This is a genomic window from Mycolicibacterium mageritense (assembly GCF_010727475.1).
GTDB lineage: Bacteria > Actinomycetota > Actinomycetes > Mycobacteriales > Mycobacteriaceae > Mycobacterium > Mycobacterium mageritense.
Map to the genome: position 1 here is coordinate 4,496,324 of NZ_AP022567.1, position 20,900 is coordinate 4,517,223.

22 protein-coding genes are annotated in these 20,900 nt (G+C 67.6%); 11 read left to right on the forward strand and 11 right to left on the reverse strand.

Going from position 1 to position 20,900, the window contains the following annotated elements; all coding sequences use genetic code 11:
- Positions 1-69: 69 nt before the first annotated feature.
- A complete protein-coding gene (locus G6N67_RS21590; protein ID WP_036429019.1) occupies positions 70-1,569 on the forward strand; it encodes an FAD-dependent oxidoreductase in 1,500 nt (499 codons plus the stop codon).
- Positions 1,566-2,168, forward strand: a complete 603-nt coding sequence (locus G6N67_RS21595) for a TetR/AcrR family transcriptional regulator (protein ID WP_036429017.1) — start codon at positions 1,566-1,568, stop codon at positions 2,166-2,168. The genes G6N67_RS21590 and G6N67_RS21595 overlap by 4 nt, the downstream gene beginning before the upstream one ends.
- 18 nt (positions 2,169-2,186) lie before the next feature.
- Here G6N67_RS21595 and G6N67_RS21600 read toward each other — a convergent pair whose 3' ends face one another.
- Positions 2,187-2,594 carry a MarR family winged helix-turn-helix transcriptional regulator gene (locus tag G6N67_RS21600; RefSeq protein ID WP_051578450.1) on the reverse strand — a complete coding sequence of 136 codons (408 nt, stop codon included), beginning with the start codon at positions 2,592-2,594 and terminating at the stop codon, positions 2,187-2,189.
- Positions 2,595-2,761: 167 nt separating this feature from the next.
- Here G6N67_RS21600 and G6N67_RS21605 point away from each other — a divergent pair, with 167 nt between their 5' ends.
- The 4 genes from G6N67_RS21605 (at position 2,762) to G6N67_RS21620 (ending at position 6,610) form a co-directional block, all read left to right on the forward strand.
- The gene (locus tag G6N67_RS21605) at positions 2,762-3,799 is read left to right on the forward strand and encodes a substrate-binding domain-containing protein (protein ID WP_051578852.1); all 1,038 of its coding nucleotides are present in this window, start codon (positions 2,762-2,764) and stop codon (positions 3,797-3,799) included.
- An 87-nt stretch (positions 3,800-3,886) separates the two neighbouring features.
- Positions 3,887-4,507 carry an AmiS/UreI family transporter gene (locus G6N67_RS21610; protein WP_036429015.1) on the forward strand — a complete coding sequence of 207 codons (621 nt, stop codon included), beginning with the start codon at positions 3,887-3,889 and terminating at the stop codon, positions 4,505-4,507.
- A 28-nt stretch (positions 4,508-4,535) separates the two neighbouring features.
- The gene (locus tag G6N67_RS21615) at positions 4,536-5,576 is read left to right on the forward strand and encodes an aliphatic amidase (RefSeq protein ID WP_036429013.1); all 1,041 of its coding nucleotides are present in this window, start codon (positions 4,536-4,538) and stop codon (positions 5,574-5,576) included.
- An 8-nt stretch (positions 5,577-5,584) separates the two neighbouring features.
- On the forward strand, positions 5,585-6,610 hold the full coding sequence (locus G6N67_RS21620) for an AAA family ATPase (protein ID WP_036429012.1): 1,026 nt from the start codon (positions 5,585-5,587) through the stop codon (positions 6,608-6,610).
- 74 nt (positions 6,611-6,684) lie between these two features.
- Here the strand turns inward: G6N67_RS21620 and G6N67_RS21625 are convergent, their stop codons facing one another.
- A complete protein-coding gene (locus tag G6N67_RS21625; protein ID WP_036429010.1) occupies positions 6,685-7,554 on the reverse strand; it encodes an EamA family transporter in 870 nt (289 codons plus the stop codon).
- Positions 7,551-8,219 carry a TetR/AcrR family transcriptional regulator gene (locus G6N67_RS21630; protein WP_036429008.1) on the reverse strand — a complete coding sequence of 223 codons (669 nt, stop codon included), beginning with the start codon at positions 8,217-8,219 and terminating at the stop codon, positions 7,551-7,553. Before G6N67_RS21630 ends, G6N67_RS21625 begins: the two co-directional genes overlap by 4 nt.
- Positions 8,220-8,266: 47 nt before the next feature.
- Between G6N67_RS21630 and G6N67_RS21635 the strand changes: the two genes are divergently transcribed.
- The gene (locus G6N67_RS21635) at positions 8,267-9,415 is read left to right on the forward strand and encodes a DmpA family aminopeptidase (protein ID WP_051578449.1); all 1,149 of its coding nucleotides are present in this window, start codon (positions 8,267-8,269) and stop codon (positions 9,413-9,415) included.
- The gene (locus G6N67_RS21640) at positions 9,412-10,836 is read left to right on the forward strand and encodes an APC family permease (protein ID WP_036429007.1); all 1,425 of its coding nucleotides are present in this window, start codon (positions 9,412-9,414) and stop codon (positions 10,834-10,836) included. Before G6N67_RS21635 ends, G6N67_RS21640 begins: the two co-directional genes overlap by 4 nt.
- Positions 10,837-10,842: 6 nt before the next feature.
- Here G6N67_RS21640 and rfbC read toward each other — a convergent pair whose 3' ends face one another.
- The 8 genes from rfbC to G6N67_RS21680 all read right to left on the reverse strand — a co-directional run bounded on the left by rfbC (position 10,843) and on the right by G6N67_RS21680 (position 19,661).
- A complete protein-coding gene (gene rfbC, locus G6N67_RS21645; protein WP_036429005.1) occupies positions 10,843-11,445 on the reverse strand; it encodes a dTDP-4-dehydrorhamnose 3,5-epimerase in 603 nt (200 codons plus the stop codon).
- On the reverse strand, positions 11,442-12,428 hold the full coding sequence (gene rfbB / locus G6N67_RS21650) for a dTDP-glucose 4,6-dehydratase (protein ID WP_036429003.1): 987 nt from the start codon (positions 12,426-12,428) through the stop codon (positions 11,442-11,444). The genes rfbC and rfbB overlap by 4 nt, the downstream gene beginning before the upstream one ends.
- A gap of 74 nt (positions 12,429-12,502) precedes the next feature.
- Positions 12,503-13,360 (reverse strand): LLM class F420-dependent oxidoreductase, encoded by an 858-nt coding sequence (locus G6N67_RS21655; RefSeq protein ID WP_036428996.1) that lies wholly within the window; start codon positions 13,358-13,360, stop codon positions 12,503-12,505.
- A gap of 16 nt (positions 13,361-13,376) precedes the next feature.
- Entirely contained in the window at positions 13,377-14,237 is an 861-nt protein-coding gene (locus G6N67_RS21660) for an LLM class F420-dependent oxidoreductase (RefSeq protein ID WP_036428994.1), read from the reverse strand.
- A gap of 43 nt (positions 14,238-14,280) precedes the next feature.
- On the reverse strand, positions 14,281-15,783 hold the full coding sequence (locus G6N67_RS21665) for an ATP-binding protein (protein WP_051578448.1): 1,503 nt from the start codon (positions 15,781-15,783) through the stop codon (positions 14,281-14,283).
- Between the two features lie 42 nt (positions 15,784-15,825).
- Positions 15,826-17,517 (reverse strand): NAD(P)/FAD-dependent oxidoreductase, encoded by a 1,692-nt coding sequence (locus G6N67_RS21670; RefSeq protein WP_036428992.1) that lies wholly within the window; start codon positions 17,515-17,517, stop codon positions 15,826-15,828.
- Positions 17,518-17,615: 98 nt separating this feature from the next.
- Positions 17,616-19,127 (reverse strand): flotillin family protein, encoded by a 1,512-nt coding sequence (locus G6N67_RS21675; RefSeq protein ID WP_036428990.1) that lies wholly within the window; start codon positions 19,125-19,127, stop codon positions 17,616-17,618.
- A gap of 36 nt (positions 19,128-19,163) precedes the next feature.
- Positions 19,164-19,661 (reverse strand): NfeD family membrane protein, encoded by a 498-nt coding sequence (locus G6N67_RS21680; RefSeq protein ID WP_036428989.1) that lies wholly within the window; start codon positions 19,659-19,661, stop codon positions 19,164-19,166.
- A 318-nt stretch (positions 19,662-19,979) separates the two neighbouring features.
- Here G6N67_RS21680 and infA point away from each other — a divergent pair, with 318 nt between their 5' ends.
- The 3 genes from infA (at position 19,980) to rpsM (ending at position 20,896) form a co-directional block, all read left to right on the forward strand.
- Positions 19,980-20,201: a translation initiation factor IF-1 gene (gene infA, locus G6N67_RS21685; RefSeq protein ID WP_003418601.1), complete on the forward strand. Its 222-nt coding sequence runs from the start codon at positions 19,980-19,982 to the stop codon at positions 20,199-20,201.
- Between the two features lie 46 nt (positions 20,202-20,247).
- Entirely contained in the window at positions 20,248-20,361 is a 114-nt protein-coding gene (rpmJ, locus tag G6N67_RS21690) for a 50S ribosomal protein L36 (protein ID WP_003879483.1), read from the forward strand.
- 160 nt (positions 20,362-20,521) lie between these two features.
- Entirely contained in the window at positions 20,522-20,896 is a 375-nt protein-coding gene (gene rpsM, locus G6N67_RS21695; protein WP_036428987.1) for a 30S ribosomal protein S13, read from the forward strand.
- The last annotated feature ends 4 nt before the right edge of the window (positions 20,897-20,900 follow it).

The window sequence follows — 20,900 nt, forward strand, 5'->3', positions numbered from 1 at the left end:
GGCCGCCGGGTGAGAAATGTGGGGCACCGAACTCTTTAATTTACGATACGGTACCGTTACGATTTTAGGATGGCTGATGCAGACGTGGTCGTGGTGGGAGCCGGGCCGACAGGGCTGACGCTTGCGTGTTCCCTGGTCCTGCACGGACTTTCGGTACGGGTCATCGACCGCGCGAGTGGACCGGCGACGACGTCGCGGGCGAACTTCCTACATGCCCGGGGCTCCGAGGTGCTGGGTCGGATCGGGGCGTTGGGCACCCTGCCCGAGGAGTCGCTGCGGGCGATGCGGATCACCAGCTACCTGGGCGACCGGCCCGTGATGAGGCTGGAGTTCGGGGATCCGGGTATGCGGACGGCCGCGCCACCGATGGTCGTGTCGCAGGCCAAGGTCGAGGCGGCGCTCCGCGCCCGGCTGGCCGAACTTGGCCTCACGCCGGAATGGGGAACCGCGCTCGTCGGTGCCCACCAGGACGCCGACACCGCAGTGGCTGAGCTCGACGGTGGGCAAACGATCCGGGCCCAGTGGATCGTCGGCTGTGACGGCGCCGCCGGCACAACCCGGCAACTGGCAGGCATCGCGTTTCCCGGCGTCAAGCTGTCCGAGCGGTTTCTGCTCGCCGACGTGCACCTGGACTGGGATCTGGACCGCGCGGGCACCACCGGCTGGATCCATCCCGACGGTCTGGTCGGGGCGATGCCCATGCCGTCGAGCGCGTCGAACGACCTCTGGCGGTTGTTCGTCTACGACCCCGCCATGGAGCAAAAGCCAACTGACAGCGTCATTCTCGAACGGATCCGGGCAGTTCTTCCAGCGCGGACCGGGCGGGACGTCCGCGTCGGCGACGCCGAATGGCTCTCGGTGTTCACGGTGCACCGCCGGCTCGCGGAAACCTACCGGCGGGGACGCATCCTCATCGCGGGTGACGCCGCGCATGTCCACGCGCCGTTCGGCGGTCAGGGCATGCTGACCGGCATCGGAGACGCCGAGAACCTGGCCTTCAAACTCGCACTGGTGGTGCGCAATCGGGCATCTGACGCGTTGATCGACAGCTATCAGGCCGAACGGCGGCCGTTGGCCACCGAGGTGCTGCGCGGGACGAGCGCGGTGACGCGGGTCAACGTCGCAAACACTCGGCTCGGACGTTTCCTGCGCGATCGCGTGGCCGTGCGGGTGTTCAATCTCCCTGTCGTGCAACGATGGACGACCTTCACCACGTCTCAGCTGTGGGTGAGCTACCGCAAAGGCCCGCTCGGCGGCCGGGGGCGCAAGCCGCGTCCCGGCGATCGGATCCCGGACCTGGCCTGTTTGCGGGCGGATGGCACGCCGACCCGGCTGCACCGTGAGCTCGGTGGGCGGTGGGCGGTGCTGGTGCCGTCCGGCGTGCAGGACGACGGTATCGGGGCGGCCCGCAGGCGGCTCGGAGACTTCGTCGTCGAGCTGCGCCACCACGGGGCAGAGGTGATGTTGATCCGGCCCGATGCCCACTTGGCCTGGCGAGGCCGGCCCGGGCATGCGGAGGGCTTGCACCGTTGGCTCACAAGGGCTTTGGACGAAGGAACGGTGCGATGACCAGTCCTGCCCCGCGCGGCCGGCCCCGGGAGGCGGCAACCGACCGTGCGATCCTGCAAGCCGCGCTGGACCTGTTCATCGAGCGTGGCGTCGAGGGCGCAAGCATCGAGCAGATCGCCAAGAATGCCGGCGTCGGCAAGCCGACCATCTATCGGCGGTGGTCGGGGAAAGAAGAGCTGATCGCCGCGGCGATGGAGAGCCTGGTCGCCGACGAGGTGGGCTGGGCGTCAGGCCCGGAAATCGAAATCGCGTCTCCGTACGAACTGGTCGAAGCGGCTATCGAGGGCGCGGCCGTGACCACGACGACGCCGTTCTACCGGGCGCTGGTGGCGCGGGTTTTCGGCTCGGCCGTCAGCCACCCCGAACTCATGGCCGTGTACTGGGAACGCTATATCCGCCCGCGCCGCAAGCTGGCCCGGCGCCTGTTGGAGCGGGCGCGTGAGGCGGGGACCGTGGCAGCTGATGCCGACTTGGACGTTGCGATCGACATGATGGTCGGCGCCATCACCTACCGCGTACTGCAACCCGACCCGCCCGATGCCGAGGAGATGCGGCGTTACCTGCGCGCGGTCTATCGCCAGGTCGGTCTGCTGCCGTGAGTGGCCGACCGTTGATCGTCAGTTCGGAATCATCCATGCGCTGACGCCGTGCTCGTCGAACCACGCCTGCTCCGCGGGGCGGATGGTCGTGAGCAGCCGGGTGTGCAGGGCAGCGCCCCGCTTGCTGAGGTTGACCCTGACCTTGCGGCGGTCGTCGGCGTCGACCTCGCGGAACACCAGCGCGCGTGCCACCAGGCGGTCGACCACCCGAGTCAGCGTCGGCGCGGCCGTCAGCGTCTGGGCCCGCAATTCGGCCATGGTCAGGCCCGGTGACGAGCCCAGGGCCTCCAACGCCAACCAGTCGTCGAGCGTGAGATCCTCGGGTGCGAGCGCGTGCTCGACGACCGCGCCGATCATGCGGGCGATCCGGATGATGTGGCTGGTGGACGGAGTGGCAGAACCGTCAGGAGGGAGCACGCCCGTCATGGCCGTCGACCTCCCAACTGACGATTGCCTCGCGCCGCCGACGCGAGGATACTTTCAATTGGAATGATTCTAGCTGAAGGTCTCGCCTGCCCGGTAACGAGGAATGGAACCAACGGGTGACAGTACGAGTGCGCACGCTCGCCCGCGACGCAGAATGGCGCCTGGCGATGGTGGTGCCGCTGCAGGGGCCGGCCGGGCTGTTCGGCCCGTCCTGCGAAGCCGTCGGCGATCTCGTGGCGCATGACCTCAACGCGGCCGGCGGTGTGCTGGGGCGCGAAGTGCACATCGAGGTGGTCGACGGCGGGGCGCACCCGAAGGCCGTCGCGGCCGAGATCAACCGGCTGATCGAGGAGGACCGCATCGACGCGGTCAGCGGCTGGCACATCTCGTCGGTGCGCAATGCGCTGGCGCCCGTGGTGGCAGGCCGCGTGCCGTACTCGTACCCCGCCCTGTACGAGGGGGGCGAGCGGCGTCGCGGAATCTATTGCTGCGGTGAGACTCCCGACCAGCAGATCGCGCCTGCGTTGCGATGGATGCGCGACAACCTGGGTATCCGGAAGTGGTTCGTCGTCGGCGACGACTACGTGTGGCCGCGCACGTCGCTGGCCGAGGTGCGGCGCTACGTCCGGGAACTGTCGCTCGATCTGGTCGGGGGGTCGTTCGTCGCGCTCGGGCACGGCGACATCGACCGCCTCGTCGACAAGGTGGCCCAGTCGCGGTGTGAGGCCGTGCTGATGCTGTTGGTGGGGCAGGACGCGGTCGAGTTCAACCGGACGTTCGCGCGCCGTGGGCTGCAAGACGAGAAGCTGCGGTTCAGCCCGCTCATGGACGAGAACATGCTCATCGCGAGCGGGCATGACGCGACGCAAGGGCTGTTCGTCGCGGCCTCGTACTTCCGCTCGATGGTGGGGCGCAATTCGATGGAGTTGCTCGACCGGTACCTCGAAGTGAACGGGTCGAGCGCGCCGGCGCTGGGAAATGCCGCCGAATCCTGTTACGAGGGAGCGTATTTCCTCGCGGAGATGATCAACCGGGCCGGCGACGGGCTCGACATCGAAGCCGTGTCGGAGGGCGCGGCATATGACAGCCCGCGCGGCACGGTCGAGTTCAAGAGTCACCGCACCAGCCAACCGGTGCACCTCGCCGTCGCGGCCGGGGTGGACTTCGAGATCGTCACGACGTTGCCGGGCAGCCTCGCCGACTGAATCCGGGCCCACTTGTTGACAGTGTGGCGCCGGTCACTTACTTTCATTTGGACATATTTCATTTGGAAGTAATTGGGAGGTGTACCGGTGGGCAGTGTCGGTCTCCTTTACGTCGGGGCAGTGCTTTTCGTCAACGGCTTGATGCTGTTGAACATCGTGCCTGCGCGCTCGGCCGCGATCCTCAACCTGTTCGTCGGCGCCCTGCAGTGCGTGCTGCCCACGATCATGTTGGTCATGGCGGACGGTGACGCCGCCGCCACGCTGGCCGCGTCAGGCCTGTACCTGTTCGGATTCACGTACCTCTACGTGGGCATCGTCAACATTGCGGGCCTGGAACCCGAAGGCATCGGCTGGTTTTCGCTGTTCGTCGCGGGCGGCGCCGTCGTCTATGCGGGGCTGTCGTTCACCGTGGTCGACGACCCGGTGTTCGGTGTCATCTGGTTGAGCTGGGCCGTGCTGTGGTTGCTGTTCTTCCTGGTGCTCGGCGTGCACCGCGACCAGCTCGCGCGGTTCACGGGCTGGTCGGTCGTGCTGCTGAGCCAGCCGACCTGCACATTGCCCGCTTTCTTGATGCTCAGCGGCCACTACCGGAGCACGCCCGGCATCGCGGCGATCTGGGCGCTCGGCTTCATCGTGCTGTTCGTGATCGCCAAGGCGCTGAGTGCGCACCGATCACACACTGCCGCAAAACAACCCGCTTACAGCTGATCCGTCAACCAACTACCGAGGAGCGATCATGAGACACGGAGACATCTCGTCCAGCCCGGACACCGTCGGCGTGGCCGTCGTCAACTACAAGATGCCGCGGCTGCACACCCGGGCTGAGGTGCTCGACAACGCCCGCAACATCGCCGACATGCTCATCGGCATGAAATCCGGCCTTCCAGGCATGGATCTCGTTGTGTTCCCCGAGTATTCGACACAGGGCATCATGTACGACGAGCAGGAGATGTACGACACCGCCGCGACGATCCCCGGCGAGGAGACCGCGATCTTCTCGGCCGCGTGCCGCGAGGCAGGCACTTGGGGCGTCTTCTCGATCACCGGCGAGCGCCACGAAGACCATCCGAACAAGCCGCCGTACAACACCCTGGTGCTGATCGACGACAAGGGCGACATCGTCCAGAAGTACCGCAAGATCCTGCCGTGGTGCCCGATCGAGGGCTGGTATCCGGGGGACACCACGTATGTCACCGACGGGCCGAAGGGGCTCAAGATCTCACTGATCATCTGCGACGACGGGAACTACCCGGAGATCTGGCGGGACTGCGCGATGAAGGGCGCCGAGCTGATCGTGCGGTGCCAGGGCTACATGTACCCCGCCAAGGATCAGCAGGTGCTGATGGCCAAGGCCATGGCGTGGGCCAACAACTGCTATGTGGCCGTGGCGAATGCGGCCGGCTTCGACGGCGTCTATTCCTACTTCGGCCATTCGGCCATCATCGGATTCGACGGGCGCACGCTCGGTGAGACCGGCGAGGAGGAGTACGGCATCCAGTACGCGCAGCTCTCGCTGGCCGCGATCCGCGACGCGCGGGAGAACGACCAGTCCCAGAACCATCTGTTCAAGCTGCTGCACCGCGGCTACTCCGGCGTGCACGCCGCGGGCGACGGCGACAAGGGTGTCGCCGACTGCCCCTTCGAGTTCTACAAACTGTGGGTGACCGACGCGCAGAAGGCCCAGGAGCGGGTCGAATCGATCACCAGGAGCACGGTCGGGGTGGCTGACTGCCGCGTCGGATCGCTCCCGGTCGAGCAGACCGCCGAGGCCGGATAGGCGCCGCGTTGCCGTTTCTCACCGACATGTATCACGAGCAGAATCGCAATTCTGCCCGGGTGGCGGAGCCGCCGGCTACCAGGCCCGCGGGAGGCTTTGACCCTCAGGAACTTTCGCGCCGGCTGGGCGCGGCGATCCTGGGCCAGCCCCACGCGGTCGAAGCGGTGGTCCGCGCGGTGTCGATCGCCCAGGTCGGCATGGCCGACCCCGGTCGCCCCCTGTCCAGCGTGCTGCTGGTCGGGCCGACCGGGGTCGGCAAGACCGAACTGGTCCGCCAGGTCGCGGCGGCCTTGCGGACCGGGCCCGACGACCTGTGCCGCATCGACATGAGCGCCCTGGCGCAGGAGCACTACGCGGCGTCGCTGTCGGGCGCCCCGCCCGGCTATGCGGGCAGCAAGGAGTCCTTCACGCTCTTCGACAAGGGCAAGATCGAGGGCGGGCCGTACCAGCCGGGGATCGTGCTGTTCGACGAGGTCGAGAAGGCCGACGCCAGCGTGCTGCGGGCCTTGCTGCATGTGCTGGACACCGGCGAACTGCGACTGGCCAACGGGCAGCAGAAGATCTCGTTCCGCAACAGCTACATCTTCCTGACCTCGAACCTGGGGTCCGGGAAAATCGCTGCGCTGCAACGATCCCGGCGGCGCAGACGCTGGTGGGGCAAGGCGGCCGCATCGGAACGGGAGCTGGCCCACGACGCCGTCGAGTCGTTCTTCGATCCCGAGTTCTTCAACCGTATCGACGAGACCGTGGTATTCGACGCGTTCGACGACAATACGGCCGAGCGCGTGACCCGCAAGGAGATCGGCGACCTCGTGCACCGGCTCAAGGCCCGCGGCGTCGAGCTTGAGGTCGATGACAGCGTCGTGGAATTCGTGCAGGCAAAAGGATTCGATCCGGTGTACGGCGCGCGCGGCCTGCGCCGGGCCATCCGCACCGAGCTCACCGAGCCCGTCGCGTGGGCCGTCCTCACGGCGTCGCACCAGCCCGTGGTGCTCCGGGCACACGTGCACGACGGTGCGCTGACGATCACCTGACTCCGGCGAGCAGACACGTAGGTACCCATTTTCCCGGCGTGTCGGGTACCGGCGCGTCTGCTCGCCAAGGGAAATCAGCCGAGTGGCTCGATGGGGCCTGCGTGCGCCGAGCGGACCGCACCGATGCTCGCGACCGTCACCAGCGCCACCCCGAGATAGCCGAGCAGGCCGATCTGCTGGCCGAGCACCACGAGCCCGGCCAGCGCGGCCGTGACCGGTGACAGGCACGTCAGCACCGCGAACGTGGCCGGGGGCAGCCGGCGCAGGGAGATCAGCTCCAGTGAGTACGGGATCACCGACGACAACACCCCGACGGCGGCGCCGATCCCGAGCACATGCCAGTGCAGCGCGTCCAGGTGCACCGAAGCCGCCGCGAACGGGGCCACGACGATCGCGCCCATGGCCGTGGCGAGGGCCAGCCCGTCGACGCGGCGGAACTCGGCGGCGGTGCGTGCCGAGGCCAGGATGTAGCAGGCCCACGCGAGGCCCGCGGCCGCGGCGAAGGCGAAGCCCATCGGGTCGAAGTGCCCGCCACCGTGGCGGGGCAGGCCGAGCAGGGCGACCCCGGAGAAGGCCAGCAGGGCCCACAGCCATGCGATGCGCCTGCTACTCGTCACGACCGAAAGGATCAGTGGGCCAAGGGCTTCTATGGTCACGGCGATGCCGAGCGGGATCCGTGCGATCGCGAGGTAGAAGCAGAAGTTCATCACCGCCAGGGTGGCCGCCAGCGCGACCGCCGAGCCCCACGCCCGGCGCGTCAGGCCGCGCACCGTCGGCCGGGCTGCCGCGCACAGGATGACCCCGGCCACCGCGAACCTCGCGAACAACGCGCCGACGGTGCCGACCGCGGCGAACAGCCCGACCGCGAATGCAGCACCGACCTCCTGGCTGATCGCGGCGAGGACCACCAGCATCGCGGCCCCGATCGGGGCGCGCGTGGTCACTCCGTCACCGGAAGCCTGGTGCCCGTTGCCAATTCCGCGTATTGACGCATGAGGCGCAGCGCGGTCTCGCGGCTCAGCTCGGGATCGCGGGCCACGACGCGGAAGCCGAGGTAATCCTCCATGGCCATCAACGTCATCGCGGCGTCACGCGCGGGGGACTGCAGCTGGAACACACCGTCGCGGGCGCCCGATTCGAGGATGCGGGTGTAGAGCTTCACCTGCCGGTGATAGATGTGCTGGACGTCGCGGCGTTGGTCGAGCTCGAACCCGGCCGCTAGGACCGCGCGCCAGATCGCGCGCCACTCGGCGTCCTCCGGTCCGGTCGGCAGTCCGGCCGCGATGGTCAGGGCGAGCTGCTGGGCAACGTCTTCGGTGCGTTCGACCACGGCAAGGCGATCGTCGTAGAACCGCGCGTCGGAACGCTGAGCGAGCTCGGACAGCAGCTGGCCCATCTCTTTGAAGTAGTAGCGGACGGCGTTGGTGGTCAAGCCGAGCTCCGCGGCGACGTCGGCGATCCGCAGCTTCGCCAGATCGTGCCGTTCGATCAGGGAGATGGTGGCATCGAGGATCTCCTCGCGCCGTTCGGCCTGTCGGTTGGGTCGTGCCACACCTTCATCCTTGCTGATTTCGCCGTTTCTCTTGCGAGCGAGGCTACCTTCGCCCATTATTTTCCAAACGTGAAAAAAACTTGACGGGAACTCCCGGAGGCTCGATGACCAACAGCCCATCTGACGACACGCACAATGGCTCCGCACTTCCCCGGGTCCGTGCGCGCGACCTCGGCATCGTGATCGGCGATCACCCCACCGGCCCGTACAACGCCATCACCGACGTGGCCGGGGTTCGGGTTGGCCACACCACGCTGTGCCAGGAGGGTCCGCCTGCCGTCAACACCGGGGTCACGGTCGTCATCCCGCACGACGACATCTGGTCTGAGCCGGTGTTCGCCGGCGCTCACCGGCTCAACGGCAGCGGTGAGATGACCGGGCTGGAGTGGATCAGGGAATCCGGCGAGCTCACCACCGCCATCGGGCTGACCAACACCCACAGCGTCGGTGTGGTGCGCGACGCCCTGGTCGACGCGCAGGTGGCAGCCAGGGGCGAGGGGCTGTACTGGTCGCTGCCGGTCGTCGGGGAAACCTACGACGGGCTGCTCAATGACATCAACGGCCACCACGTGCGGGCCGAACACGTACATGCCGCCCTCGCGTCGGCGGGCGACGGGCCTGTTGCCGAGGGCAACGTCGGTGGCGGAACCGGCATGATCTGTCACGAATTCAAGGGTGGTATCGGCACGGCGTCGCGGGTCACCGACACCGCGGCCGGGCGCTACACCGTCGGCGTGCTCGTGCAGGCCAACCATGGGCGGCGGGAACGCCTGCGCGTCAACGGAGTTGGTGTGGGTGAGCTGATCGGCCCGCAGCAGGTACCGCTGCCGGGCCTGCCGATGGCCTACGAACCGGGGTCGGGATCGATCATCGTCATCGTCGCCACCGATGCGCCGCTGCTGCCGCACCAGTGTGCCCGGCTCGCGCAGCGGTCGGCTCTTGCGGTCGGCCGGCTCGGCGGAACGGGGGAGCAGTACAGCGGCGATCTCATGCTGGCCTTCGCCACCGGCAACCGCGGCATCCCGCCGTACGCGTGGGACGAGAATGCCGAAACCGACCGCCCCGAGGTCGAGTTGCGCATGGTGGCACCGCAACTCATGACCCGGCTGTTCGACCTGACGATCGAGGCGACCGAAGAAGCCATCGTCAACGCGCTCGTGGCGGCGACCACCATGACCGGACGGGACGGCCGCACCGTCCACGCCCTTGACCACAAGCTCTTTCGCAATGCGCTTCTCCTGGAGGGCCAATGAGTACCAGCACCCCCACCGCCGACGACTCCCGCCTGCACGGCAAACTCGGTCCCGTCGGCGTGGTCTTCATGGTGGTCGCCGCCGCGGCACCACTGACCGTGATCGGCGGCAACATGCCGCTGGCCATGGGTTTGGGCAACGGTGCAGGTGCGCCGGTCGGCTTCCTCATAGCGGCACTCGTCCTGCTGGTGTTCAGCATCGGATTCGTCGCGATGACACCGTATGTGCCCGAGGCCGGAGCCTTCTTCTCCTATGTCACGCTTGGGCTCGGCAGACGGATGGGCAGCGGCATCGCCGCCGTCGCGCTGATCGCCTACACGGCCATCCAGGTCGGCATCTACGGTTACATCGGCTGGGCCATCGACGACACCGTCCGGTTCTACGGTGGTCCGCAAATCCCGTGGCCCGTCTACTCGTTCGCGGTCCTGGCGATCGTGGCGGTGCTCGGCTACCGGCACATCGAGCTGAGCGCCAAGGTGCTCGGGGTGGCACTCGTGTGCGAGATCAGCATCGTCGTGCTGCTCGATCTGGTGATCGTCACCGACCCCGGCCCGGCCGGGCTGACGTTCGCGTCGTTCACGCCCGGCGTCTTCACCGACGGTGTCCTCGGTATCGCGGTGCTGTTCGCGCTCACCGGGTTCATCGGGTTCGAGGCCACCGCGGTGTTCCGGGACGAGGCCCGCGACCCCGAGCGCACCATTCCTCGCGCGACGTACGCCGCGGTGCTCATAATCGGCGGGTTCTACGCCGTGACCTGTTGGGCATTCGTCGTCGCGATCGGACCGGATCAGGTCGGTGAGGTCGCGCAGCGGACCCTCGACGGCGAGGCCAACATGCTGCTGGACACCACCGACGCCAACCTGGGCCGGATCGGCCGTGACATCGTCAACGTGCTGTTGCTGACGAGCCTGTTCGCGTGCGTGCTGTCCTTCCACAACGTGATCGCGCGGTACCAATTCGCCCTGGCGCGAAAGGGATTGCTGCCGGGCCGGCTGGCCGGGGTGCACGAGCAACACGGATCTCCCGCGTTCTCGTCGGTGGTGCAGACGATCACCGCGGCAGTCATCGTCGCGATCCTGGCGGTGCTCGGCGTCGATCCGCTCGTCGGTGTCTTCGGTTCGATGGCCGGCGTCGCGACCGTGGGCATGGTGCTGCTGATGCTCACGACGTCGGTCGCGGTCCTCGTCTACTTCGCCAGGAATCCGTCACTCGTTGCAGGGCGGGCATGGCAGACGCGGATCGCCCCGGCGCTGGCCTGCCTGGGTCTGCTGGCGAGCCTGTGGTTGGTGCTGACCAACTTCACGTTGGTGACGGGCGGCAGCGCCACGCTGAGCGCGATCCTGGCGGCGGTGCCGTTCGCCGGCCTGCTGGCCGGTGTTGCGGTCAGGCCGCCGGGCAACGCCGCGACAGGTGATGCGTAGCGTCGGTCAGCGAGCGCGGTCCCGCAGCTCTGCGACGAACGCCTGGGTCTCGGCCCACGTCGGCAGCAGTCCTGCGGCCCGCACCTCGTCGAGTGTCGGTGCCGCCGCGTCGCGGTCCGACAAGATCAGCTCGTGGGTGTCAGGCCAGTCGATGCCCAGGTCGGTGACGCGGATGGTGTGCTCGCGCTCGGGGTCGTATCCCGCCGAGCACAGATACATGACCGTCGAATGATCCTCCAGCGCAAGGAAAGCGTGTCCCAGGCCTTCCGAGAGGTAGATGGTGCGGCGCTCGCGGTCGTCGAGCAGCACCGAGTCCCACTGCCCGAACGTCGGTGAGCCCACGCGGATGTCGACGACGACGTCGAACACCGAGCCGCGTACACACGTGACGTATTTGGCCTGGCTGGGTGGAAGTTGGGCGAAATGCAGGCCGCGCAGCACGCCGGCGGCCGACACCGAACAGTTGGCCTGGCGCAGGTCGAACTCGTGTCCGGTGAACGCTTCGAATGCGGTTTCGGTGAACCATTCGAAGAACAGCCCACGGGAATCGGCGTGCTGCCGGGGGGTGATCTCCCACGCGCCGGGCACGGCGAGCTCGCGAACTGTCACTGGCCGCGCTCCTGGTAGCGCGCTTCGATGGCGTCTTTCAATGGTCCCCACCATGATTCGTTGTCGCGGTACCAGTCGATGGTGGCCGCGAGGCCGGTTTCGAAATCGGTGTGCGCCGGTGTCCAGCCGAGTTCGTTGCGCAGCGCCGACGCGTCGATCGCATAGCGCAGGTCGTGGCCCGCACGGTCGGTCACGTGATCGAAGTCGTCGGGGTCGCGGTCCATGAGCTTGAGCAGTGTCCGCAGCACCGACAGGTTGTCGCGCTCGCCGTCGGCGCCTATGAGGTAGGTGCGGCCGAGCTCACCGTCGGACAGGATGCGCCACACCGCGGCGTTGTGGTCTTCGACGTGAATCCAGTCCCGCACGTTGGCGCCCGCGCCGTACAGCTTGGGCCGCCGCCCGGTCAGCACATTGGTGATCTGGCGCGGGATGAACTTCTCCACATGCTGATACGGGCCGTAGTTGTTGGAGCAGTTCGACAGCGTCGCGCGCACGCCGTACGACCGGACCCAGGCGCGCACGAGCATGTCGGAGGCGGCCTTGGTCGCCGAGTAGGGGCTCGACGGGTTGTACGGCGTGGTCTCCGTGAACCGCACCGGGCTGCCCAGCTCGAGGTCGCCATACACCTCGTCGGTCGACACATGGTGCAGCCGTACGCCGTGACTGCGGACCGCCTCGAGAATGGTGAAGGTGCCCACCACGTTGGCGCGCAGGAACGGCTCGGGCTCGGCGAGCGCGTTGTCGACGTGGGTCTCGGCCGCGAAGTGCACGACGGCGTCGGCCTCACCGACGAGCCTGCCCACCAACGGCGCGTCGGTGATGTCGCCCTGCACCAGCCGGATGTCGTCGGCGACACCGGCCAGTGACTCCCGAGAGCCCGCATAGGTGAGCGCGTCGAGCACCGTCACATCGTGCTTGCCGACTGCGCTGTGTACGAAGTTCGCGCCGATGAACCCGGCACCACCGGTGACCAGCAACCGCATGACACAACCCTAACGGTCGTGTCGGGGCGGACTGTCGGCAGCGGACCCGCACACAGCGCAGCCGTGGCGGTACGTCAGGCTTTCGGCTGCAACTCCAGCGGCCCGGCCAGCTCGGTCAGCGTCGGGATGAGCTTGTCCCACCCGCCGAGTACCTGGATGGCCACGTGGTCAGCGCCCGCGGCGATGTGCTGGCGCAACCGTGCCGCGATGTCCTCGGCGGTGCCGTGTGCGACGACGGCGTCGATCAACTTGTCGCTGCCCGGCTTGGCGATGTCCTGCTCGGTGAATCCGAGCCTGCGCCAGTTGTTCAGGTAGTTGCTCAGGTTGAGATAGAAGTCGACGGTCTCGCGGCCCACGGCGCGTGCGGCGGCCGCGTCGGTGCTGAGCACCACCTTGTGCTCGGGCGCCAGCAACACGGTCTCACCCAGCAGATCCCGGGCGTGCTCGGTGTGTTCCGGGGTGGTCAGGTACGGATGCGCGCCCGCGCTGCGCTGCGCCGACAGCTTGAGCACCTTGTCGCCCAACGCCGCGACCACCAGCCGGCTGGTCGGCACCTTGGCGGCGTCGAGCGCATCGAGGTATTCGACCAGTACGTCGTAGGGCTTGCGGTACTCCTCGGTGTGCTCGGGATGACCGATGCCGATACCGAGCAGGAACCGCCCCGGGTAGGCGTCCTCGACGCGGTGATACGCCTCGGCGACTTCCTCGGCCTTGGCGGTCCAGACGTTGATGATGCCGGTGGCCACCTGCAGCGTCTCGGTGCGTTCCAGGATCGGCTCGACGTAGTTGAGATCGCCTGCGGGTGAGCCGCCGACCCACACCGCGCCATACCCCAGTCGCTCGATCTCGACCGCTTGCTCGGGCTTGACCGCCCCGAACGTCCACACGCCGTAACGCCCCAACGCGGGCTTGAGTGAGATGCCTTCGCTCATCTGAAAGATCCTTCCGTCAGGCCAGACCGAGTGGCCCGGCGAGCTCAGCCAGCGCGGGCACCAGTTTCTCCGGTGACGTCAGCACCTGCACGGGCACATGGTCGGCGCCGGCCTGCCGATGCTGCTTGAGCCGGGCGGCGACATCTTCGATCGTGCCGTATGCGACGACCGCGTCGATGAACCGGTCGCTGCCGGGTTTGGCCAGATTCTCCGCGGTGAAGCCGAGCCGCTTGAAGTTGTTCAGATAGTTCGTGAGTCCCAGGTAGAGATCGAGCGCCTTGCGACCCACCGCACGCGCCTGTTCGGCATCGGTGGTCAACACCACCTTGTGCTCGGGCGCGAGGAACGCGTCCGGGCCGAGGATCTCACGCGCCTGCGCGGTGTGTTCGGGCGTGGTCAGGTACGGATGGGCGCCCGCCGAACGGTCCGCCGACAGCTTCAGCACCTTCGGGCCGAGTGCGGCCACCACCCGGCGGTCCTTCGGTACGCCGTACTCATCGAGCTTGTCGAGGTAGTCGTTGAGCGCGTCGATGGGCTTGCGGTAGTCGTCGATGGCCTCGCGGTGACCGACGCCTATGCCCAACAGGAACCGGCCCGGATAAGCCTTGTCGATGCGGTGGAAGCTCTCCGACACCGGCCCGGCGGCGGCCGTCCAGATGTTCACGATGCCCGTGGCCAACTGCAGCTTGGCGGTCTCGGCCAGGATCGGGTCGACCCAGTCCAATTCGGCGGGCGGCGACCCGCCGGCCCAGATCGCCCCGTAGCCAAGGGCCTCGATGTCGCGCAGCTGCTGCGGGGACAGCGGCTGGAACTGCGAGTAATGGCCGAATACGCCGAACGGTCCGAGGTCGGGTTTGGTGCTTGTGATGTCCGTCATGGTTGCGTCAACCCGGCCCCGCGTCGCGGCTATTCCGAAAAACTCACGGCGATTCCGGCGCGGGCGAAGCGGTGGCCGTCTCGCGGCTGGGTGCAGGCAGGTCTTCCGGCGCCGGCGCTTCCAGCGGCAGCAGCACGATGAACCGGGTGTTGCCCGGCTCGGACTGCACCCGCAGGTCGCCGCAGTGTTTCTCGACGACGATCCGCCAGGCCAGATCCAGACCAAGGCCTGTGCCTTCGCCGAACGCCTTGGTGGTGAAGAACGGCGTGAAGATGCGCTCGATGATGTCGGCGGGGATGCCGGGCCCGTCGTCGCAGATCTCGACCTTCACCAGATCGCCCTCGCGGCCGGTGCGCACGGTCAGCGTGCCCGTCCCGTCCATCGCCTGGATCGCGTTGTCGATGATGTTGGTCCACACCTGGTTGAGGTCGCCCGGATAGCAGGCCAGCTCGGGCAAGGACTTGTCCCACTCTTTGACGAGCCGAACACCCTTGCCTTCCTTGCCGATTCGGTCACCGAACATCATCAGGGTGCTGTGCAGCAGTTCGTGGATGTCGGCGCTCTGGTAGGGGGCGCGGTCCATCTGCGAGTACTGCTTGGCGCCGGCCAGCAGCGCCGAGATGCGCTTGCTGGCTTCGGCGATCTGGTTCATCAGCAGCTCGGTGTCGATGGTGTACTTGAGCCAGCCGATGGCGCCCTGCAGCGTCGCCGAGGCCTGCACGTCCTCGACCGACGCCGATACGCGCTCCAGCCAGTCGGTGTCGAGCCCGGCCTCGACGAAGGTCGGCGCGTAATCCCAGCCGCCGACGATGCCGTGATCGTCGAGCCAGTCGCCGATCTGCTCTTCGCGATCCGAGGCCTCCAGCGCGGTCAGGTTCTGCGCCTTGCTCTTGGCGACCTGCTCGGCCACCTCGTCCTGCACGCTCACCAGCACCCGCAACGCCTCCGCCGTGAACCGGCCGTCGGCCAGCATGGCCAGCTTGTGGCGCATCTTGCCGACGCGGTCGCGAAGATCGGCGACCGCACGGGCCGTGGCCGCCGCAGGATTGTTGAGCTGATGCGTCAGGCCCGCCGACAGCTGGCCCAGGGCCAGCAGCTTCTCCCGCTGGCCGATGATCTGCCTGCGCCGCAGCCCACCGACCTTGTGTCCCTCCAGGAGGTGCACCGCCATCGGGAACTCGGTGCGCATGAAGTCCGCGTAGGCCTCGGCGTCGAGCACGAAGAACCGCGACGTGCGCGTCACCCGCACCGACGCCTCGTACACCGGCTGCTCGCCGGGGATGTAGGCCGACCAGGCGCCGCAGTACACACCGCGCATCGAGGTGCGGTTGGTCTCGATGTCGATGCCACCCGACTTCATCGACATGACGAGTTCGCCTTCGATCATCACGTAGAAGCACGTGGCCGGTTCGCCCTCGATGCACACCGGGCCGGGTTCGAACGTCGCGATGTGGCCGTGCGCGCACAGCGTGTCGAGCTGCTCGTCGGTCAGCGATTCGAAGAGGAACAGCGTGCGCAGTTCGTCACGCACACAGGCTTCACCCATTGTCGTCATCAGCTCCTTAGGCCACGCCGGCGGTGCCGGCCATCATGCTTCGGCGAGATAGCGGTGCACCAGCATCACCGCCATCGACCCTTCGCCGACCGCGGCCGCCACTCGCTTGGCGGACTCTGCACGCACATCTCCAGCAACAAACACACCGGGCACACTTGTTTCCAAGTGGTGCGGCGGACGTTCGAGATTCCAGCCGCACACGTCGCGCAGGTCCGGCCCCGCGAGGATGAAGCCGTGGTCGTCGCGGGCCACCACACCGTCGAGCCAGTCGGTGCGCGGGGTCGCGCCGATGAAGCAGCACATGCGAGTCGAGCGGACCTCTTCGCGTTCTCCGGTGCGCTTGTCCGACAGCACGAGCCCGACGAGGTGGTCGTCCTCGCCGATCGCCCCGACCACCTCGGTGCACGTCCGGACGTGGATGTTGGGGGTCTGTTCGATCTGCTGGATCAGGTAGTACGACATCGACGCTTCCAGTGACGGACCGCGCACCAGCAGCGTCACCGACTTGGCCTCGCGCGACATGAACATCGCGGCCTGCCCGGCCGAGTTGGCCCCGCCGACGATGTAGACGTCCTCGCCCGCGCATTCGTTGGCGTCGGAGACCGATGCGCCGTAATACACGCCCCGGCCGACGTAGTTGACCGGGTTGTCCGGGTCGTCCCAACAACCTGGCACGGGCAGCTGGCGGTAGTCGACACCGGTCGCGAGGATGACCGCGCGGGCCCCGATGGTCTCGCCGTCGGCGAACCCGATGGTGCGGGCCGCGCCCGCGACGTCGAGCGTGACGGCTTCGCGGGTGGTGATGACCTCGGCGCCGAATCGCTCGGCCTGCCTGCGGGCCGACGTCGCCAGCTCGGCGCCGGAAACCCCGGTGGGGAAGCCCAGATAGTTCTCGATGCGTGAGCTGCGGCCGGCCTGCCCGCCGGTCGTGGTGCCCTCGATGAGAACGGTCTTGAGCCCTTCGGATGCGCCGTACACCGCCGCGGCCAGGCCGGCCGGGCCGCCACCGATCACCGCGAGGTCGTACATGGTCAGCGACGGCGTGGTGGACAGCCCCAGCATGTCGGCGAGCTCACCGTCGGTGGGTTCGACGAGCGTCTGCCCGCCCTCGGTGATCACCACCGGCAGCTGCAGGCCGTCGAGGCCCGCCGCCTCCAGCAGCTGGCGGCCCTTGGGCTCGTCGGCCGTGAACGCGCGGTAGGTGTGCTGATTGCGGGCCAGGAACTGGCGCACCTCCCACGAGCGCGCACTCCACTGGTGGCCGATCACCTTGGTGTGCGGGATGGCCCGGTCGCCGACGGCATGCCACGCCTCCAGCAGGCCGTCGATCACCGGGTAGAGCTTCTCCTCCGGCGGATCCCACGGCTTGAGCAGGTAGTGGTCGAGATCGACGACGTTGATGGCGTCGATCGCGGCCGTGGTGTCCGCGTACGCGGTCAACAGCACGCGGCGGGCCATGGGGTAGAGGTCCATCGCGGCTTCGAGGAACTCGATGCCGCTCATCTGCGGCATGCGGTAGTCCGCGACGAACACCGCCACGGTGTCGCCGCGCAGCTTGAGTTCGTGGAGCGTTTCGAGGGCGTCGGGGCCGGACTCGGCGCGCACGATCCGGTACCGCTCGCCGTAGTGGCGGCGCAGGTCACGCGCCACCGCACGGGAGACGGCCGGGTCGTCGTCGACGCTGAGGATGACAGGTTTACGGGGCTGGGGCGAGGGTCCAGTCATATCGGCTCCAATTATGCGCCTGACCGGTGACTTGATGCGCTGTCGGCCGAGTGCCGACCGCCACACCGCCGTCCCTTCAGGGACGGCGGTGCAGCAGATCAGACGGTGTGGTCGGTCTTGCCGTTGAGCATGGCCGCCAGATCGATGCCGGAGCTCTTGAGCGACTCGACGATCTTGGCCACCGCGAGTGGGCTCACTCCGAGCAGTCCGCCGACGGCGTCCTGGGTGTCGCCCGACCCGCCGATGATCGACAACCGTTCGATCTCGGCCAGCGGCGAGGCGGCCGCCTCGGTCGCCTTGACCACAGAAGCCAGCACGTCGGGCAGCATCAGCAGGCGCGCGGCGTCGGCGGTGTAGCCGTTGAGCGCAGCGGCGATCTCCTTCTTGCCGTTGGCTTCCGCCAGCAGCTTGGCCTCGATACCCGCGGCCTCGGCCTGCTGCTCGACGCGCAGCGCGTCGGCCAGCTCCTTCTTACCGGCGGCCTCGGCGACCAGTTTGGCCTGCAAGCTGTCCGCCTCGGCCTGCTTCTCGACCCGCAGCGCGTCGGCGGCTGCCTTACGGGCGTCGGCCTCGGCCTGACCCTTGCGCCGCTCGGTCTCGGCTGCGGCCTCGGCGGCCAGGATCGAGGATTGGCGCTGACCTTCGGCGATCGCGATGTCGGCCTGGCGCTTCGCCTCGGCCGGAGCGATCACGTCGGCCTGCAGGGCGGCCTGGGCCTGCTCGGCGCGACGCTGTTCCACCTCGATGCGGGCCTGCACCCGGGCTGCCTCGGCCTGCTCGATCGCGATGCCGACGTCCTTCTGCGCGCGAGCGTTGGCCAGTGGCCCGGCCTGGTCGGCCTGCGCGTTCTCGGCCTCGGTCTGGGCGCGCAGGCGCGCCAGTTCGACGTCGCGCTTCTGATTCGCCGTCGCGATCGCGGTGTCGGCCTCGGCCTGGGCGATCGAACCCTCCTGACGGGCCTTGGCCGACTGGATCTGGGCATCCCGCTCGGCCTCGGCGGTACCGACCGTGGCGTCCCGCTTGACCTCGGCGATGCGGCGCTGGCCGAGCGACTTCAGGTAGTCGTTGGCGTCGGAGATGCCTGCGATCTTGAGGACGTCGACCTCCATGCCGATACGGGCCAGGTCGCCGCCGGCCTCCTCGACCACGCTGCGGGCCAGGCTGTCGCGGTTGGAGTTGAGATCCTCGACGGTCATCGTCGCGGTGATGCCGCGCAGTGAACCCGCCAGGATCTCGTTGATCTGCCGCTGCAACTCGTTGAGGTCAGAGGTCAGGAAGCGCTGCACCGCGGTCTGCACGGCCTCGTCGGCCGAACCGATGCGCACCAGCCCGACGGCTTCGACGTTGACGGGCACACCGTTGTTGGACAGCGCGTTCTGCAGGTTGATGCTGACGTTGAACGGTTCCAGGCTCATGATGTCGACGCGCTCGATACCGGGCATGCGGAACCGCGCCCCGCCGCGCACCACCTTGGGCTGACCGCGGCCGGTGAACACCGCGACCTCGTTGGGCGGCACCTTGATGTAGTTCTTCACGTAGACCATCGGCAATACCACCAGGATGAGGATGGCCGCGATGGCAGCGAGGACGACGATGAGCAGCAGGGACACTGTGGTGCCTTTCTCGGAGGTTCGGTGCTCGGGTACTCAGGTTTGCGGAACGGCGACCACGTGGACGAAGTCGGCGTCGATGTCAGCGATGTACACGCGGGTCGATTTGGGCAGCGCGGCGGGTTCGTCGCTCTTGGCGCGGGAGAAGACGCGGTTGCCGTCGGCGTCGACGAACGAGACCTCACCCCAACCGCCTGCCGGCACCTCGAGGGTCACCGTGCCGAGCAGGCCGATGTAGGAAGAACGGCCCTTGTGTGAGTTGGACTGCTGGCGGCGCATGTAGGGCAACAGCAGCCCGTTGAGCAGGAACACCAACACCACGGCGCATGCCCCGGCCAGCACGGCGGAACCGAACGCGCCCAGATGGGTCCAGGTGCCCACCAGGCCGCCGGTGCCCGCCCCGAGCAGGGCGACCGACAGACCGGTGAGGCTCAGGAACGGCATACCGTCGCCGTGCCCGACGTCGGCCAGCAGCAGAGCGGCCAGCACCGCCACCGCGCCGACGACGAATGCCGCCAGATATATAGCTGTCACGTATCAGTCTCCGAAGATCCCCCGGGCCCGGTCTGAGCTGCTCGCAGCTCACTGGGACCATTGTCTCCCGAGAGGCGGTCCCTACCGTGCACAATTTTCGACGTCCGTCCCTGGTCGGCGGCGATTTTGGTGTAGGCCGATGAGCGGGTATTGTGGACCAACGGTGCGGCTTCCCGCGCCGGCTTTTGTGCGCCCGTCCTGGAACTGCTGGAATTTCTGGAATTCTGCCGATCCGGCTCACGTTTCCGAAGCCGGAGAGGTCGCTGTGCCACCTAGGGCGCACGAGATACGAAACGAAAGCAAGGATCGCCAGACAGTATGGCCAAGAAAGACGGTGCCATCGAGGTCGAGGGCCGCGTGGTCGAGCCTCTGCCCAATGCGATGTTCCGCATTGAGCTGGAGAACGGACACAAGGTTCTGGCCCACATCAGCGGCAAGATGCGGCAGCACTACATCCGCATCCTGCCCGAGGACCGCGTTGTGGTGGAGCTCTCTCCCTACGACCTGTCCCGGGGCCGCATCGTGTACCGGTACAAGTAACTGCCCGAACCCCTTAACACAGACGAGAGAACAGGATCGCGAAGCCGTGAAGGTGAACCCGAGCGTCAAGCCGATCTGCGACAAGTGCAGGGTGATCCGCCGGCACGGGCGGGTCATGGTGATCTGCTCCGATCCGCGGCACAAGCAGCGGCAGGGCTGACAAGCCCGGCTTGAGCAGTACCCACAACTGAATGCAGACCTCCCAGCACCACTGAGCGGATTGGCCGCTCAACACGTCCGGAACGGAGGCCGGACCCCACACAAGAGGCGTGGGAACGGGCTGGGAACAGACCTCCGCATAGAAGAAGGAATACCGCCACATGGCACGGCTCGTGGGCGTCGATCTTCCGCGCGACAAGCGCATGGAGATCGCGCTGACTTACATCTACGGCATCGGCCGTACCCGCTCCCAGGAGATCCTTGCGGCCACCGGCATCGACAAGGACATGCGCACCAAGGATCTGACCGACGATCAGGTCACCCAGCTGCGCGACTACATCGAAGGCAACCTCAAGGTTGAGGGCGACCTGCGCCGCGAGGTCCAGGCCGACATTCGCCGCAAGATCGAGATCGGCTGCTACCAGGGCCTGCGGCACCGCCGCGGTCTGCCCGTGCGTGGTCAGCGGACCAAGACCAACGCGCGCACCCGCAAGGGGCCGAAGCGCACCATCGCCGGCAAGAAGAAGGCCAGGTAAGTAA